The 15,221-nt window shown below is 36.4% G+C and carries 14 protein-coding genes; all 14 read left to right on the top strand.

From position 1 onward, the window contains the following. Positions 1–2 precede the first annotated feature (2 nt). The 14 genes from HMPREF9446_RS02100 to HMPREF9446_RS02035 all read left to right on the top strand — a co-directional run bounded on the left by HMPREF9446_RS02100 (position 3) and on the right by HMPREF9446_RS02035 (position 15,186). Complete coding sequence (locus tag HMPREF9446_RS02100) at positions 3–1,091, top strand: DegT/DnrJ/EryC1/StrS family aminotransferase (RefSeq protein ID WP_009123731.1); 1,089 nt, start codon at positions 3–5, stop codon at positions 1,089–1,091. Then, a complete protein-coding gene (locus tag HMPREF9446_RS02095; RefSeq protein WP_009123730.1) occupies positions 1,091–1,996 on the top strand; it encodes a DapH/DapD/GlmU-related protein in 906 nt (301 codons plus the stop codon). The genes HMPREF9446_RS02100 and HMPREF9446_RS02095 overlap by 1 nt, the downstream gene beginning before the upstream one ends. Further along, complete coding sequence (locus HMPREF9446_RS02090; protein ID WP_009123729.1) at positions 1,996–2,232, top strand: hypothetical protein; 237 nt, start codon at positions 1,996–1,998, stop codon at positions 2,230–2,232. The genes HMPREF9446_RS02095 and HMPREF9446_RS02090 overlap by 1 nt, the downstream gene beginning before the upstream one ends. Further along, complete coding sequence (locus tag HMPREF9446_RS02085) at positions 2,229–2,981, top strand: SDR family NAD(P)-dependent oxidoreductase (protein WP_009123728.1); 753 nt, start codon at positions 2,229–2,231, stop codon at positions 2,979–2,981. The genes HMPREF9446_RS02090 and HMPREF9446_RS02085 overlap by 4 nt, the downstream gene beginning before the upstream one ends. Positions 2,982–3,000: 19 nt before the next feature. Then, complete coding sequence (locus HMPREF9446_RS02080) at positions 3,001–4,002, top strand: 3-oxoacyl-ACP synthase III family protein (RefSeq protein ID WP_009123727.1); 1,002 nt, start codon at positions 3,001–3,003, stop codon at positions 4,000–4,002. Positions 4,003–4,005: 3 nt separating this feature from the next. After that, positions 4,006–5,076, top strand: a complete 1,071-nt coding sequence (locus HMPREF9446_RS02075) for a DegT/DnrJ/EryC1/StrS family aminotransferase (protein WP_009123726.1) — start codon at positions 4,006–4,008, stop codon at positions 5,074–5,076. Between the two features lies 1 nt (position 5,077). Next, complete coding sequence (locus tag HMPREF9446_RS02070) at positions 5,078–6,565, top strand: oligosaccharide flippase family protein (RefSeq protein ID WP_009123725.1); 1,488 nt, start codon at positions 5,078–5,080, stop codon at positions 6,563–6,565. After that, positions 6,543–7,367 carry an acyltransferase gene (locus HMPREF9446_RS02065; RefSeq protein WP_009123724.1) on the top strand — a complete coding sequence of 275 codons (825 nt, stop codon included), beginning with the start codon at positions 6,543–6,545 and terminating at the stop codon, positions 7,365–7,367. Before HMPREF9446_RS02070 ends, HMPREF9446_RS02065 begins: the two co-directional genes overlap by 23 nt. Positions 7,368–7,376: 9 nt before the next feature. Next, positions 7,377–8,501, top strand: a complete 1,125-nt coding sequence (locus HMPREF9446_RS02060) for a glycosyltransferase (protein ID WP_157243313.1) — start codon at positions 7,377–7,379, stop codon at positions 8,499–8,501. Next, the gene (locus HMPREF9446_RS02055; RefSeq protein ID WP_009123722.1) at positions 8,501–9,568 is read left to right on the top strand and encodes an EpsG family protein; all 1,068 of its coding nucleotides are present in this window, start codon (positions 8,501–8,503) and stop codon (positions 9,566–9,568) included. The genes HMPREF9446_RS02060 and HMPREF9446_RS02055 overlap by 1 nt, the downstream gene beginning before the upstream one ends. A 72-nt stretch (positions 9,569–9,640) precedes the next feature. Next, positions 9,641–12,460: a polysaccharide lyase family 8 super-sandwich domain-containing protein gene (locus HMPREF9446_RS02050; RefSeq protein WP_087943526.1), complete on the top strand. Its 2,820-nt coding sequence runs from the start codon at positions 9,641–9,643 to the stop codon at positions 12,458–12,460. Further along, the gene (locus HMPREF9446_RS02045; protein ID WP_009123720.1) at positions 12,457–13,764 is read left to right on the top strand and encodes a UDP-glucose dehydrogenase family protein; all 1,308 of its coding nucleotides are present in this window, start codon (positions 12,457–12,459) and stop codon (positions 13,762–13,764) included. The genes HMPREF9446_RS02050 and HMPREF9446_RS02045 overlap by 4 nt, the downstream gene beginning before the upstream one ends. 5 nt (positions 13,765–13,769) lie before the next feature. Then, the gene (locus HMPREF9446_RS02040; RefSeq protein ID WP_009123719.1) at positions 13,770–14,522 is read left to right on the top strand and encodes a glycosyltransferase family 2 protein; all 753 of its coding nucleotides are present in this window, start codon (positions 13,770–13,772) and stop codon (positions 14,520–14,522) included. 73 nt (positions 14,523–14,595) lie between these two features. Next, positions 14,596–15,186 (top strand): sugar transferase, encoded by a 591-nt coding sequence (locus HMPREF9446_RS02035; RefSeq protein WP_009123718.1) that lies wholly within the window; start codon positions 14,596–14,598, stop codon positions 15,184–15,186. Positions 15,187–15,221 lie beyond the last annotated feature (35 nt).

Below are 15,221 nucleotides of genomic sequence, written 5' to 3'. Positions count from 1 at the left end.
CAATGATACCGTTAGTAAAACCTTATATACCAGATAGCCATGTCTTGATGCCGGAACTGGAAAAGATACTGTATAGTGGCTATATAGCTGAGGGACAACCTGTATATGATTTTGAAGATAAGTTTAAAGATTATATTGGCAATCCTTATTTATTGGCATTGCATTCCGGAACTGATGCACTCCACCTTTCTTTTATCCTTGCCGGAATAAAGCCCGGTGATGAGGTTATAAGTACCCCGATGACTGCCGAACCGACCAATACATCTATAGCTATGGTGGGAGGCAAGGTGGTCTGGGGTGATGTAAATCCTAATAATGGACTTTTAAATCCGGAAAGCGTCCGTAGTCTGATTACGGAAAGAACCAAAGCTATAGTTTTGGTTCATTATGCCGGCATGGTTTGTGATATGGATGCGTTCAATCAGATTTCCGAAGAGTATAACATTCCTATAATAGAAGATGCCGCGCATGCTTTAGGTAGTAAATATGGTGGTAGAATGGTCGGATGTAATTCCCCCTATACTATTTTTTCATTACAAGCCATCAAGCACATGACCACTGTTGACGGTGGCTTTTTGTGCGTGAAAAGTGAAGAGGACCTGAACCGTGCCCGAAGATTACGTTGGTTTGGACTTGATAAAAAACGTTCCCGTTTGGAAAATGATATAACGGAGGTCGGGTACAAATATTCCATGAACAATGTAAACGCTACGATCGGCCTTGTACAGATGCGTTATGTAAACGAGATTGTAGGCAAATATATTGATAATGGAAAGTTCTATGACAATGTATTGGGGCGTGTGGATGGTGTCACTATGGTAGATTACTCACCCAATACAGAAGCCTCCTATTGGCTTTATACCATGAGGGTGGAACGTCGTGAGGAATTCATGAGGATGATGGAGTCCGAAGGTATAATGGCGTCTCCCTTACATCACCGTAGTGATACTCATAGTATATTTAAGGAGTCACAACGTGAACTGCCGAATATGGACAAATGGTATGATAGCTTTGTACATATTCCATGTGGCTGGTGGGTTTCTGCAGAGGAACGTGAAAGAATAGTTGAAGTAATAAAAAAGGGTTGGTAATGATCACTCAAGGATATGACTTGCTTGACTTACGCTTGTCCGAGATTACCGGGCTTTCCGGTCTTTCATTTGTGGGCGATGATATCATGATTAATGGCTTGAATCTTTCTAATCGCGAAATTCTGTCATCAAGTGTCTTGTCTTATTGTACCTCTCTTAAATACGTAAGAAAGGCTTTTTCCAATCCGAAAGTTAAGGCGCTTGTAATAACGGCCTCGATGTATGATGAACTGTCGGATGCTGAAAGGCAATCCCGTTCTTTTATTATTGATGAATTTCCGGAAAGTACTTTCTATACACTGTTGATTAAGTTGTCAGATTCCCATTATCCACATTACACATGGAAAACGGATATCAAGAATGCGACAGTTATGGATGGTGCAGTTGTTGAAGACGGTGTGGTGCTGGGTGAAAATGTATTGATCGGTAACAATTCGGTAATCAAATCAGGAACGATTATTGGTAACAATGTAACAATAGGAGCATGCAGTGTCATTGGCGGTGAAGGTTTTCAATTGATAAAGGACATCCGGGGAATGAATATGTCTATTCCCCACGTAGGTAGAGTCAAGATTGGCAATAATGTCTCAATCGGCGATAACAGTACCATATCTAAGAGCCTTTTCGAAGGCTTTACTTCAATAGGGGATTACACGAAGATTGACAACCATGTTCATATAGCCCATAACTGCACGGTTGGAAAAAATAGTGTTTTGGCAGCCAATTGTACGCTGTTTGGTTCTTGCGAACTGAGGGATAATGTTTGGGTGGCTCCTAATGCAGCTGTCATGAACAGGGTTGTTGTCGATAATAATGCTTTTATAGGCGCTTGCTCTTTTATTTCGAGAAATGTCAAATCCGGTGCCCGTATGTTTGGGGTGCCTGCAACTAATATAGATGAATAATGGAAAATAAGGAACTTGAGAAATTTGTATCAGGGTTTGCCGAGCAGTTTGATGATACAGAACAATCTGAAATTACATCGGCTACAAACTTTAAAGAGCTTGATGAATGGAGTTCGTTGGTTGGTATGTCTGTCATTGCATTTATAAAGACTGCTTATGACAAAACCGTGACCGGAAAAGAAATACGTGCATGTGAGACCGTAGAAGATTTATTTAACTTGGTGTTTTCCAAATGATGCCAGATTCAGCTTTTAATCCGTTTGCACTCAGAGGCAAAACCCTGCTGATTACAGGTTCTTCCGCCGGTATAGGTAAAGGTATAGCCTTTGCATGTTCCCAAATGGGTGCGAATGTCATACTGACAGGGCGTAATGAAGGACGGCTCAATGAGGTCTATGGCAGACTATGGGGTGATGGTCACCATGTTGCCGTGGCGGATCTTACAGTTGAGAGTGATCTACAACGTCTGGTAGTGTCACTTCCCCCACTTGACGGTGTTGTTTTTTGTGCTGGTATAGGACAACGTCAACTTTGCAAATTTATAACGGCATCGGATGTGGATTCTGTCATGGACGTCAATTTTAAATCCCATGTATTGTTGCAGGCGGAACTATTGCGGGCAAAGAAGGTCAAGAACTCCGCTTCGATGGTATATATAGCTTCCCGTGCCGCTTCTTCCCCCAGTATCGGTAATGCCATATACAGTGCATCCAAAGGTGCAATCATCTCGTATGCCAAGTGTCTGTCTTTGGAATTGGCTTCCCGGAAAATCAGGGTAAACTGTATTTGCCCGGCCATGGTGTGGACCGACCTGATTCTGAAAGGAGGGCTGACAAAGGATGATTTGGAGAAGGCTCAGCTTCAATATCCCCTAAAGCGGTATGGTACTCCTGAAGATGTGGCGAATCTTGCCATTTATCTGTTGTCGGATGCATCTTCATGGATGACGGGAACGTGTGTGGATCTGACAGGGGGAGGGGAGTGACATTTAATATTCTGAATACATGAATGCGTATATAAAAGCGATTTCTTATTATTTGCCTGAAAGGGTTGTTACCAATGAGGAACTGTTACAAGAATTTCCGGAATGGAGCGTTGATAAGGTTGCTGTTAAAGTAGGTGTCAGTTCCCGTCATCTGGCTGCAGTTGACGAGACAGCGGGTGACATGGCCGAAAAGGCTGCCCGTATGCTTTTTGAGGAATATGGTATAGATCCTCAAGACGTTGATTTCCTACTTCTTTGTACCCAAAGTCCAGATTATTTTCTACCCTCCACTTCTTGTATCCTGCAGCATCGTCTGGGCTTACGTACCAATATAGGCGCTTTTGACTACAATTTGGGTTGTTCGGGCTGTGTCTATGGATTGGCTGTTGCAAAAGGGTTGATTGCAGGTGGCATTGCACAGAATGTGTTATTGCTGACTGCTGAGACCTATAATAAATATCTTCATCCTTCGGATAAGAGCAACCGTTCTATTTTTGGTGACGGGGCGGCCGCATGTTTGGTCTCAACGGATGGTATAGCTGAAATAGGAGAGTTCTCCATGGGTACCGATGGTGCCGGTGCTGAAAATCTTATTGTAAAAACAGGCGCGTCCCGTTATAGACAGTCCACGGGTCAGCACACTTTAGATGATGAAGGACATGCATGCTATGATGACTTTCTTTATATGAATGGAGGAGGAATCTTCAATTTCACTCTTGAAGCGGTTCCTGTTTTAATGAATGATGTGCTGGCAAAGAATCGGATGGAAAAAGAAAGTATGGATTACTATATTTTCCACCAAGCCAACAAATTCATGCTCAATACGATTCGGAAAGTATGTGGATTGCCTAAGGACCGTTTTTACATAAACCTTGAAAGTACGGGTAATACAGTGTCTTCCACAGTTCTGATAGGACTGAAAGATTGTGTGTCCTCCGGTCTGATTACACCGGGTATGGATGTGATGGTAACAGGCTTCGGCGTAGGCTTGAGTTGGGCGGGTACAGTATTAAAGTTCTGAATTATGATACCACTTTATAAACCTTACATGCCTCAGGAACTGCCGGAGTTGGATGCAATTCTTCATTCCGGTGCTTTGTCTTATGGGAAGTGGGGGCATTTGTTTGAGGAGAAGTTATCATTATTCCTTGGTGTCAACTATCTGTTGACTACGAATTCTTATGCTTCCGCCATACAAATAGCATTGGCCGCATTGGATTTGCAACAGGGGGATGAAGTTATAACCTCTCCTATGAGTTGCCTTGCATCCAATATGCCTCTGCTTACTTTTGGATTAAAGGTAGTTTGGGCAGATATAGATCCTACTACGGGAACGCTATCGCCCGATAGTGTGAGAGAGAAAATATCATCCAGAACAAGGCTGATCTTTCATAACCATTTTTGTGGCTATGTAGGTTATGTGGATGAAATCAATGCGATAGGAAGGGAATATGGTATTCCGGTTATAGATGATTGCGTAGAAGCCTTTGGCTCTAAATATAAAGGCAACTATACAGGAAATTTGGGTACTGATATCTCTATCTATTCTTTTCAGACAGTTAGATTACCTAACACGATAGATGGTGGTGCTGTGGTTTTTAAAGATAAGGAACTTTATAATAAGGCACTGCTTATGCGAGATTTTGGTATCAGGCGGCAGATTTTCCGTGATGATATAGGAGAGATATCTTCTGCATGCGACATCTATATGAAAGGTTATGGGGCTACTATGAGTGAAATTAATAGTTATATTGGTTGTTGTGCTATGGAGAATATTGTGAATTTGTTAATTTGTCAAACTAGAAATGGGCATTATTGGGAACAACGATTATTTGATGTGCAATGTCAATTAATGGGCAGGGAGGATGTGGAACCTAATTATTGGGTATATGGTTTGTTGTCAAATAATAAGCGTATAGACCTTTCCCATTTTAGGGAAATGGGATATTATGCTTCAGGGGTGCACCTTCCTAATAACTGTTATTCGGTTTTCGGTAAACAGTTGTCTTTGTCCGGAGTAGAAAACTTTTATTCTCGTTTTATAGCTTTACCTTGTGGGTGGTGGCTTGATGATGAAGACTTTATAAAAGATTGATATGGCAGACTCTGTGTCATATAAAAATATTCTCAAAACAACTTTTTTGTTTGGCTTTGTTCAGGTTTTTAATATTATTGTAAAGGTAGGAATTAACAAGGTGGTTGCACTTTTGCTGGGAGCAGAAGGACTGGGCATCATCAGTTTGTTTCAAACTTCGATAAATATGGTGAAAACAGGAGCTGGATTGGGTATCAATCAAAGTGCGGTGAGGGATATTTCGGAGGCTTATGGAAGTGGAAATAGTAAGAATTGCTCAGAAACAATATCATTTGTCAAAAGGATTATATGGTTTACGTGTGGGTTGGGACTTGTATTAATGGTAGTCCTGTCGCCAATATTGAGCAACTATTCTTTTGGAAATTATGACTATGTTTTTTCTTATGTGCTATTATCCGTTGCAGTAGCTGCTACTATTTTTAATGATGGACTGAGAGCTATCTTGACTGGTACCAGACAACTTCGCTCTTTGGCTAAAGCTAGCATATTAGGAGCGTTTGTTGGTCTTTTCATAGCTCTTCCTTTCTATTTTTTATGGGGGATACAAGGGATTGCACCTTCTTTAGTATTCTCGGCTATTGCTACCCTGGTGATATCATGTTTTTATGTAAAGAAAGTGGAATGCTTTTCTCTTTGTATGTCTATAAAAGAGGTTTTTGTTCGCTCTTTTCCTATGATAAAAATGGGAATCTCATTGATGCTACTATCGTTTATGCTTGAAGTTACTAATTTTATTGTGGCAAGTTATATCAGCAATTATGGAGGTTTGGGTGTCTTGGGCTACTATCAATCGGGAATAACTATCATTGGTAGTTATTTTGGAATCATTATCACTGCTATGTCAACAGAATACTACCCTCGTATCTCAGCGGTCAACAAAGATAATCAAAAACTGAATGATGCGGTAAATTCTCAATCGGAAGTAGGGCTGTTATTGGCATTACCTTTAGTCGTTTTATTCGTATTTCTATCTCCTCTCTTTTTGACTTTTTTATATTCATCTGATTTCATTGTTGTGTCACAATATATTGACTACGCTATTCTTGGAACTATTGTGATAATTTGTTCCAACAGTATGGGTATGATATTGTTGGCTAAGCAACGCTCTAAATTATTTTTAACTTCATCATTGATGATAAATCTGGCTGTGTTAGTTTTTTATATTTTGTTGTATCAATATTGTGGATTGAAAGGATTGGGCATAGCCTATTTTTTATCCGGTTTTATACAATTAGTGGTTTTTAATTACATAATGAAATGGAAATTTTCTATCTCTTTCAATTGGTCGGTGATTCTTAAGATATTCGTAGTTTTGTCTTTTGCCTTTCTTTCTAAGCAAGCTAGAGACATAGAGGCGGATTGGATGAGATATTTAGTTGGAAGTATGCTGTTGATTACTTCGTGTTGCTATTCATTATACTATGTGCATAAACAAATGCGTATTAATATTGTTGCATCGTTGAAAAATGAAATTAAAAAACACTTATAGAAAATTTCGTCATTGGATTGGTGTTGGGATTCGAGTACATTGGCTGAAAACTTTTTATTTAAATTTCAAACTTTTGCCTATTAATCAGGCAATTCATTTTCCTTTTGTAGTAGTAGGGAAAGTTCATTTAAGAAGTTTGATTGGTAAAGTGGAATTTCAGTGTCCCGTTTGTTTTGGTACGGTTATTATAGGAAAAGATGTGGATAATATGCCTATTTCTTATATGCCAGCACAGATTTTTCTGCAAGGGAAATTAGTGGTAAAAGGTACTTGCATTATAAATCAGAGCGCTAGTGTAGTGGTATGGCCGCAAGCTGTAATGGAATTAGGCGAAGGTGTTTTGATATGTAGTGGGGTATTGTTGAAGGCTGTGCATCATGTAACAGTAGGTAAATATGCTATGATTTCATCAGGCTGTTTTATTATGGATTCCAATATCCATTGCATACGTGATACGGAAACCGGTGTGGTGTCTAATCCAACTCAAAGCATACAGATAGGAGATTATTGTTGGCTCTCAATGAATACGAGCATACTTGGTGGAGGTGAATTGCCAAATTGCAGTATAACAACTCGCTATGCGTTATTGAACAAGGCTTATGGCGAAGCTGATTCTGGATGTATATTTGCCGGAATGCCAGCTAAAATAGTTCGACGAAATAAACAACGTGTCATATCTTTTGAAAGAGAAAGAGAAATTACTCAATATTTCATTGATAATCCAGAAGCTAAAACCAGGTTTTATTTTAAAGGGATTGAAGAGATTAGTAAAAACGAATTGAAAGATTTTTTTTCATGTTAATTTATGCATATGAATCCGCTGTTAACTATCGTTATTCCAACGAGAAATAGAGAATATTATTGTATTGAGGCTATAAAAAATATTTTAGCTCATGATAATAAGAACTTTGAATTGGTCATTCAAGATAATTCAGATTCTAATAAGGTAGAAAAGTTTGTAGCAGAAATTGATGACTCACGATTATTGTATAATCATGTCATTGGTCGTATTAACTCTGTGACTAATATGGATTACGCATTGTCTATGGCTACAGGGGAATATGTTGTAATGATAGGGGATGATGATACAGTATTATCTTGTATTTTTGATGTTGCTGTTTGGGCCAAAGATAATGGTTACTTGTGTGTCTCTCCAAGTTATCAGCTAAAATATAGTTGGCCTGATAAATTAATTGGAGAATCTGGGACATTATTATGGCGAAAAGGAACTTTAAAAACTAAAACTCTTAATGGAGAGAAGCAGTTGAAGCGGCTACTTAAAAATGGTATTATAAATTATAGTAGTTACCTTTTACCGAAAGTTTATCATGGAATAGTGAAAAATGATATTTTGCAAAAAATAAAAAAAATAACAGGGCACTATATAGGTGGATTGTCACCGGACATTTATTTGGCTGTAGCTGCTTCCATATTGTGTCGTGAGTATGTGGTTATAGACTATCCTATTACAGTGGCAGGTGCTTGTCCTCGCAGTTCTACAGCTGAAAGCCATAAAGGAGGTCACAGAGGAGAGTTATCTTCTGCTCCTCATTTGTTTGGAAGGCAATATCATTGGGATAGAAGAATCCCTGAATTGTATTCAGTTGAAACAATTTGGGCTGAAAGTGCATTGAAAGCTATTATTGAATTAAAACGTTCTGACTTATTGCCGAAATTTAGTCAAGGATGCTTTTTAGCTGGACTTATAGGTAATAACCTTTCTCTGTTTCCGTTAATAAGGGATAAGGTTAAAAGTATGGATCGACAGCGAAATAGGATAAGTATTTTATTATCTTTCTTTCTCTTTTTGAATAGAAAAGCAATGATAAGATTGTCAAGGCGTATGTTTAAAGTTAACGAATATCGTATTTTGAATATTCCTAATATTTCTATTGCAATAGAAAAATATGACAAAATGTTAAAAGTTAACGGTTAATGTTATATATTCTTTTCCTGTTTTCGGGATTAATGGCTTTTTATGTTTATGATAAGCAGTATCATGCTAAGTCATATAGTTTCTTATTATTGTATATCTCTCCATTTATAGCATTATGGACTTTTTTTATTGGTGGACAATTAAATGTTGGAACAGATTACTATAGCTATTTAGGCATTTTTAATGGAAAAGCGGATTTAAGTTTTTATTTAAATAAGGGAGAAGTTTTTTTTTATGGATTAGTTCATGCTTTTCAAAGTTGGGGATTTGAAGGGCAATTTTTCTTTTATTTATTTGCATTACTTTATGTTTTTCTATATTTAGCTATAGCAAAAATTGTCGGGCATAATTATACATTATTATTTTTCTTATTTGTGACTGTTTCAACAATGTTGCATAGTCAGATGAATGGAATAAGGCAATGTACAGCTGTATATTTTGTGACATTAGCTATACTTGAATTGTTGCAAGAGAAGAAAAAAAAATTTTTTGTCTATGTTATTTTGGCGACAGGCTTTCACATCAGTGCTATTTCAATTATTTTTTTGTTCTTTTTTAGGAATATTATCTTAACATCAAGACTTGCAAAGGTTTTGATAATTATTACAGCTATTTTAGCATTTATTCCTGCTGATGAAATCATTAAACAATTAATTGTAGTAGTTCCTCAATATTCTCATTATGCAGAAAGTGACTATTTGCAACAAGGTGTTTCTGTTTCTAACAAATTAACGAAGTTGATATTGTTTCCTTTATATTATTATTCTGTTTCCATAATTGAGACACACAAAATATCAGCTAAGGATATACGGATATTTCAGTTTGGACTTTTTTCTTATTTAATAAAAACAATATGCATAGTTTCTTCTGTAACTTATAGATTTGGACATTATTTTTTCATATTATCAATATTTCCGCTTTTTTATTATCTAGTTGATTTACAAAAACGTAAATTTAAATTATACGTATTATCCATATTATATCTTATAGCTTTGTATAGCCTAAAGGTTATTGTATTTCCTATTGGAGAATATTTGTATAGTTCAGTCTTTGTTACGTATTTCTGAAATGCTTATTCTTTAATGTGTTTTGTAGTCTTTTGACTTGTTAAGAGTATTAATAGTTTTTTTATTTACTAAATGATAAGTGTCATTATACCAACATATAGACCACAAGCATATATTTATGAATGTTTGTGTTCTTTACATTCTCAAACATTAGATTTGGACTTGTATGAAGTGATTATTGTATTGAATGGTTTTAAAGAACCATATTATAATCAATTGTTACAGTTTTTGTCTGATAAAAGTAATATGACACTGTATTACACGAATAAAAAGGGAGTATCTAATGCCAGAAATATTGGTCTTGAAAAAGCCAAAGGAGAGTATGTTAGTTTTGTTGACGATGACGATATTGTTTCAGATAATTATTTGGAATGTTTATATGAAAAAGTGCAGGAATCATCTATCGTTGTATCAAATGTTTATAATTTTAAGTCCAATATAAATGATAGAATAAAAGACTATTTGACTTTTGAAGATAATAGTTCTGGTATCTTCAAGAACAGGTGTTATTTATCGAATGCTTGTTGCAAACTGATTCCTATATCTGTAATAAGGGATAAGCGTTTTGACATAAAATTTACGAAAGGAGAAGATGCTATTTTTATGTTTGCCATTTCTGATGAAATCAAACGAATACAAAAAACAGATGTTAATTGTATCTATTATAGAAGGATTAGGGAAATGTCAGCATCTAGAAAAAAAATGCGATTAATAGATAGACTATTTACTGTAGTAAAACAGCAATTGGCCTTTTCATTTATATACATTAAGAATCCTTTTAAATACAATGCTTTATTGTATATGTCAAGAATATTGGCAGTTTTTAAAACGTTGATGATTTTATTCTTTTTGTTCATATCATGTTCAGAGAAAGCTGTTGAGCAAGTAAGCACTACTCATATTGCGATAAATAATGAAGAAGCGTTTTTGATTTTGGAACAAACAAGAGCGACTATTTTAAATTATGCTGCTGATGATGGAGGCCAAGCAATAAGAGCCAATGTAGATGTATATATAAATAATTTCTTAGATGGAAAATGGCTTGATATAAATTATGAAAATCAGCAAGGAATGGCCGATTGGGAACCTTATTATCATTTGCTGAGAACTAAAGAGCTAGCTGTGGCTTATTATTTAAAACTATCCAATAGAAATGAGGAAATTATTAATATTGTTAACGATGCTTTGGAACATTGGAGAATTGGAAAGTATGTTTCTAATAATTGGTGGTTTAATTCAATCGCTGTTTGTACAGTTGTTGGTGAAATATTGGTTTTATTAGATGAATATATAACAGATGAGAATTGGAACTATTTTGTTAAGTATTTGGATAAATTGTCACTTGATGATTTCCAAGGTGCTAATAAAATAGATATAGCAACATATCATTTTTTAAGAGGGGTCTGTTTAAGTAATGATAGTATTTTAAGTAAGAGTGTACAGGCTGCATATGGCGAACTTAAATACATTGATCATGAAGGCGTACAAGTAGATGGAAGTTCTCTATCACATGATATTCGGTATATTGGCGGTTATGGTGAAGTTTTATTTTCGGGTATAATAAAAATAGGGATGTTTACACGTGGCACAGACTATGCTTTGTCTGTTGATAATGTAAATTTTATATCAGACTATCTGATAAATACCTATTTAAATAGCCTAAGAGGACAATATATTGATTATATAGCATTGGGAAGGCAAATATCTCGAGAAAATTATCTAAAACGGATTTCATTACTTCCATTATTGAAAGATATGAGATTGATAGATTCGCAAAATAAAAATATTTATGATGAATATCTCAAATATTTCGTGGAAGATTTACAGCCTCGTAATAATAAGTTTAGTCATTATTTTTGGAAGGTAGACTATTTACTTCATTGTAATGAACGGTATAATATAAGTGTAGGAGGAACCTCTACACGTATAAGAAAACCTGAACGTATGAACGGCGAAAATATCTTAGGTTCATTATTATCATTAGGGGCTACTTCTTTTAGAATATTAGGTGATGAGTATTATAATGTATTTCCTGTATGGAATTGGAATATGATTCCTGGAGTAACCTCTACTATGACAATACCTTCTTTTGAATATGATGGAGGAGTTTATGGAAAGAGTAATTTCTCTGGTGGTGTTTCTGATGGAAATGTTAGTTCATATGTGTTGGAATTGAATGATAGCGGATTGAGAGGTAAAAAGGGCTATTACACAACAAAAGATGCTCTTGTTTGTTTGGGAAATTCTTTAGAATCGCAGGATAATAATCTGTTACATACTTGCATTGAACAATGTGTATATAGAGGAAATTCTGAAATATATAACATTAAGGATAAAAATGTTATAGGCAAAATATGCCATAACAATATTTGGTACTTACTTCTTTCTCCAGATACTTTTTTAATGGATATAGAAAATAAAACTGGTCGTTGGTCATCTATAAATGAAGCCTCTTATCATCTATCTCCTGTAATAAAGCCTATTTTCTCTATAATTATAGAACATTCTCTCTGTAACTATTATGCCTATATGGTAATTCCTAATCCTTCAAGTATGAATATAGTAGAGGATTTGCAAAAGAATATTGAAATTTTGAAAAATGATCAGGAAATGCAGGTTGTAGTTGATAAAATTGATTCTGTTATATATTTGACTTTTTTTTCTGTGGGAACCTTTTCGTATAATAATTTCACTTTTTCAGTAGATACTCCATGCATTCTGATGGTGAAGAATGTGGATATGAAAAATATAGATGTGTATATAGCTGAGCCAACTCAATTGGAGAATAAAATAAATTTAAAAATAAATGATTATAAGCAGGTTATAAATTTGCCTACTGGAGATTATGCGGGAAGTACGATACACTTACAAATAGAAAAAGATAAATTATGAATATAGCAATAGTTGGTACCGGCTATGTCGGTTTGGTGTCAGGCACTTGTTTTGCAGAACTGGGTGCCCATGTAACGTGCGTAGATATTAATGCACAGAAGATAGAAAGTTTGAGGAAAGGTGAAATACCTATCTATGAACCTAATCTTGATAGTATGGTATTACGCAATGTAAAAGCGGACCGTTTACACTTTACAACAGATCTGGCTTCAGTATTGGATGAAGTGGAAATTGTATTTAGTGCGGTGGGTACTCCTCCGGATGAAGATGGCAGTGCAGATTTACGTTACGTACTGGAAGTTGCAAGGACTGTTGGGCAGCACATGAATAAATATCTGGTAATGGTGACCAAAAGTACTGTACCAGTTGGTACTGCGAGGAAGGTGAAAGCTGCCATTCAGGCGGAATTGGATAAACGTGGTGTGCAAGTGGAATTTGATGTGGCTTCCAATCCGGAGTTTCTGAAAGAAGGTAATGCCATTGATGATTTCATGAAGCCTGACCGTGTAGTGGTAGGGGTAGAAAGCGAGAGAGCCAAAGAGTTAATGACTCGTCTTTATAAACCAATGCTGTTGAATAATTTTCGTGTGATTTTTATGGATATTCCATCAGCTGAGATGACAAAATATGCTGCCAACTCTATGTTGGCTACACGTATCAGTTTCATGAACGACATAGCCAATTTGTGTGAGTTGGTAGGGGCTGATGTCAATATGGTACGCAAAGGTATTGGTACTGATAGCCGTATAGGGAGTAAGTTTCTGTATCCGGGCTGTGGATATGGTGGCTCCTGTTTTCCCAAGGATGTAAAGGCTCTGATAAAGACTGCTGCAAAGAACGGATACAATATGCGTGTACTGAATGCAGTGGAAGCTGTGAATGAAAGTCAAAAGAATATCTTGTTTGAGAAATTCGAGAAATATTTCAATGGGGACATAAAAGGGAAAAAAGTAGCTGTCTGGGGACTTGCTTTTAAGCCTGAAACCGATGATATGCGCGAGGCACCGGCATTGGTGTTGATTGATAGTTTGTTGAAAGCCGGTTGTGAGGTTTGTGCTTATGATCCTGTAGCAATGGATGAATGTAAACGTCGTATCGGTAATTTGATTTCCTATGGTAAAAATATGTATGATACGGTCATTGATGCGGTCGCCATCTTCCATGTAACAGAATGGAAAGAGTTCCGCATGCCAAGTTGGGGAGTTATAAAGAAGGCTATGAAAGAAACGCCGGTACTGATAGATGGAAGAAATGTATTTAGTGCCTCGGAATTGGAAGGTATTACTTACTTAAAAATAGGATAATTGTTATGACAGAGGGGCTAGTGTCTATAATAATGCCATCGTATAATGCTTCACAGTTCGTTACTGAAAGTATTAATTCTGTTCTTTTACAAACATATTTGAACTGGGAGTTATTAGTAGTGGATGACTGTTCAAAAGATGATTCTGTAAGGATAGTACAAAAGTTTGTGGATATAGACCAAAGGGTTAGGTTGTTTCCGTTAGAAAAGAATGTAGGGGCAGCCGCAGCCCGGAATGTAGCTATAGGACAGGCAAAAGGGCAGTATATAGCTTTTCTGGATAGTGATGATGTGTGGAATGAAGACAAACTGGAAAAACAGTTGGCCTTTATGAAACAAAATTCTTATGCTTTTGTGTTTTCTGATTATTATGTGATGGAAGAAGATGGAAGAAAAACAGGGAATATTGTGAGAGTTCCTATTTCTTTGACCTATCATCAATATTTGCGGAATACAATAATAGGTTGTCTGACAGTAATGATTGATAGAAAACAAACGGGTGACTTCAGAATGCCTTTGATAAAGAGCAGTCATGATATGGCTTTGTGGTTATTGATTATGAAGCGAGGATTTAAAGCGTATGGGCTGAAAGAAGTGTTGGCAGGTTATCGTTTGGTTTCAACTTCCAATACTTCGAAAAAATGGAAAGCTGCAAAGGATGTATGGAAAGTATATCGAAAGATTGAAAGGTTGTCTGTTTTATATGCGATGTATTGTTTTTGCGGATATGTATTGCATGCAGTATTAAAAAGAATTTGAATGATGGCTATTATACGTAAAGAGACCTTCTGCTCTTACTTATGGCGTAAAATTCATAAACAAAGTTCTGTTCATGTTCCTAAAATCCATTTTTGACCGTATCGCTTCCTTTTTCGGTCTAATTTTCTTGTTTCCTGTTTTGATCATAGTTGGTATTTTGATTCACATCAAGATGCCGGGCGGTCCTGTGCTTTTTACTCAGAGAAGAGTGGGACGACACGGGAAATTATTTACCATGTACAAATTCCGATCTATGACTGTCAGCCATTCGGGCAGTTCCGTATCTGTAAAAGGAGAAGGCCGCATTACTCCTTTGGGAGCCAAATTACGGAAATATAAACTGGATGAATTGCCGGAATTATGGAATGTATTGATAGGTGACATGAGTCTCGTCGGTCCCCGTCCCGATGTTCCCGGCTATGCTGACAAACTTGAAGGAGAGAATAGGCGGATACTTCTTTTGAAACCCGGCATTACCGGCCCTGCAAGTTTAAAATACCGGAATGAGGAAGAGATATTGGCGGAACAGGAGAATCCTCAAAAATATAATGATGAGGTATTGTTTCCGGATAAGGTACGGATGAATATTGAATATTTGGATAACTGGTCCTTCTGGAATGACATCAAAATCATCATTTACACCCTACTTGGAAAGGATTTATAAGCTTCTTTCCTTTCTTTTTATTCCCCACTACGTGA

It is taken from the genome of Bacteroides fluxus YIT 12057 (assembly GCF_000195635.1).
GTDB classification, from domain to species: domain Bacteria; phylum Bacteroidota; class Bacteroidia; order Bacteroidales; family Bacteroidaceae; genus Bacteroides; species Bacteroides fluxus.
Note: the sequence above shows the minus strand (reverse complement) of the source record. Positions and strands in the feature narration are given on the sequence as shown.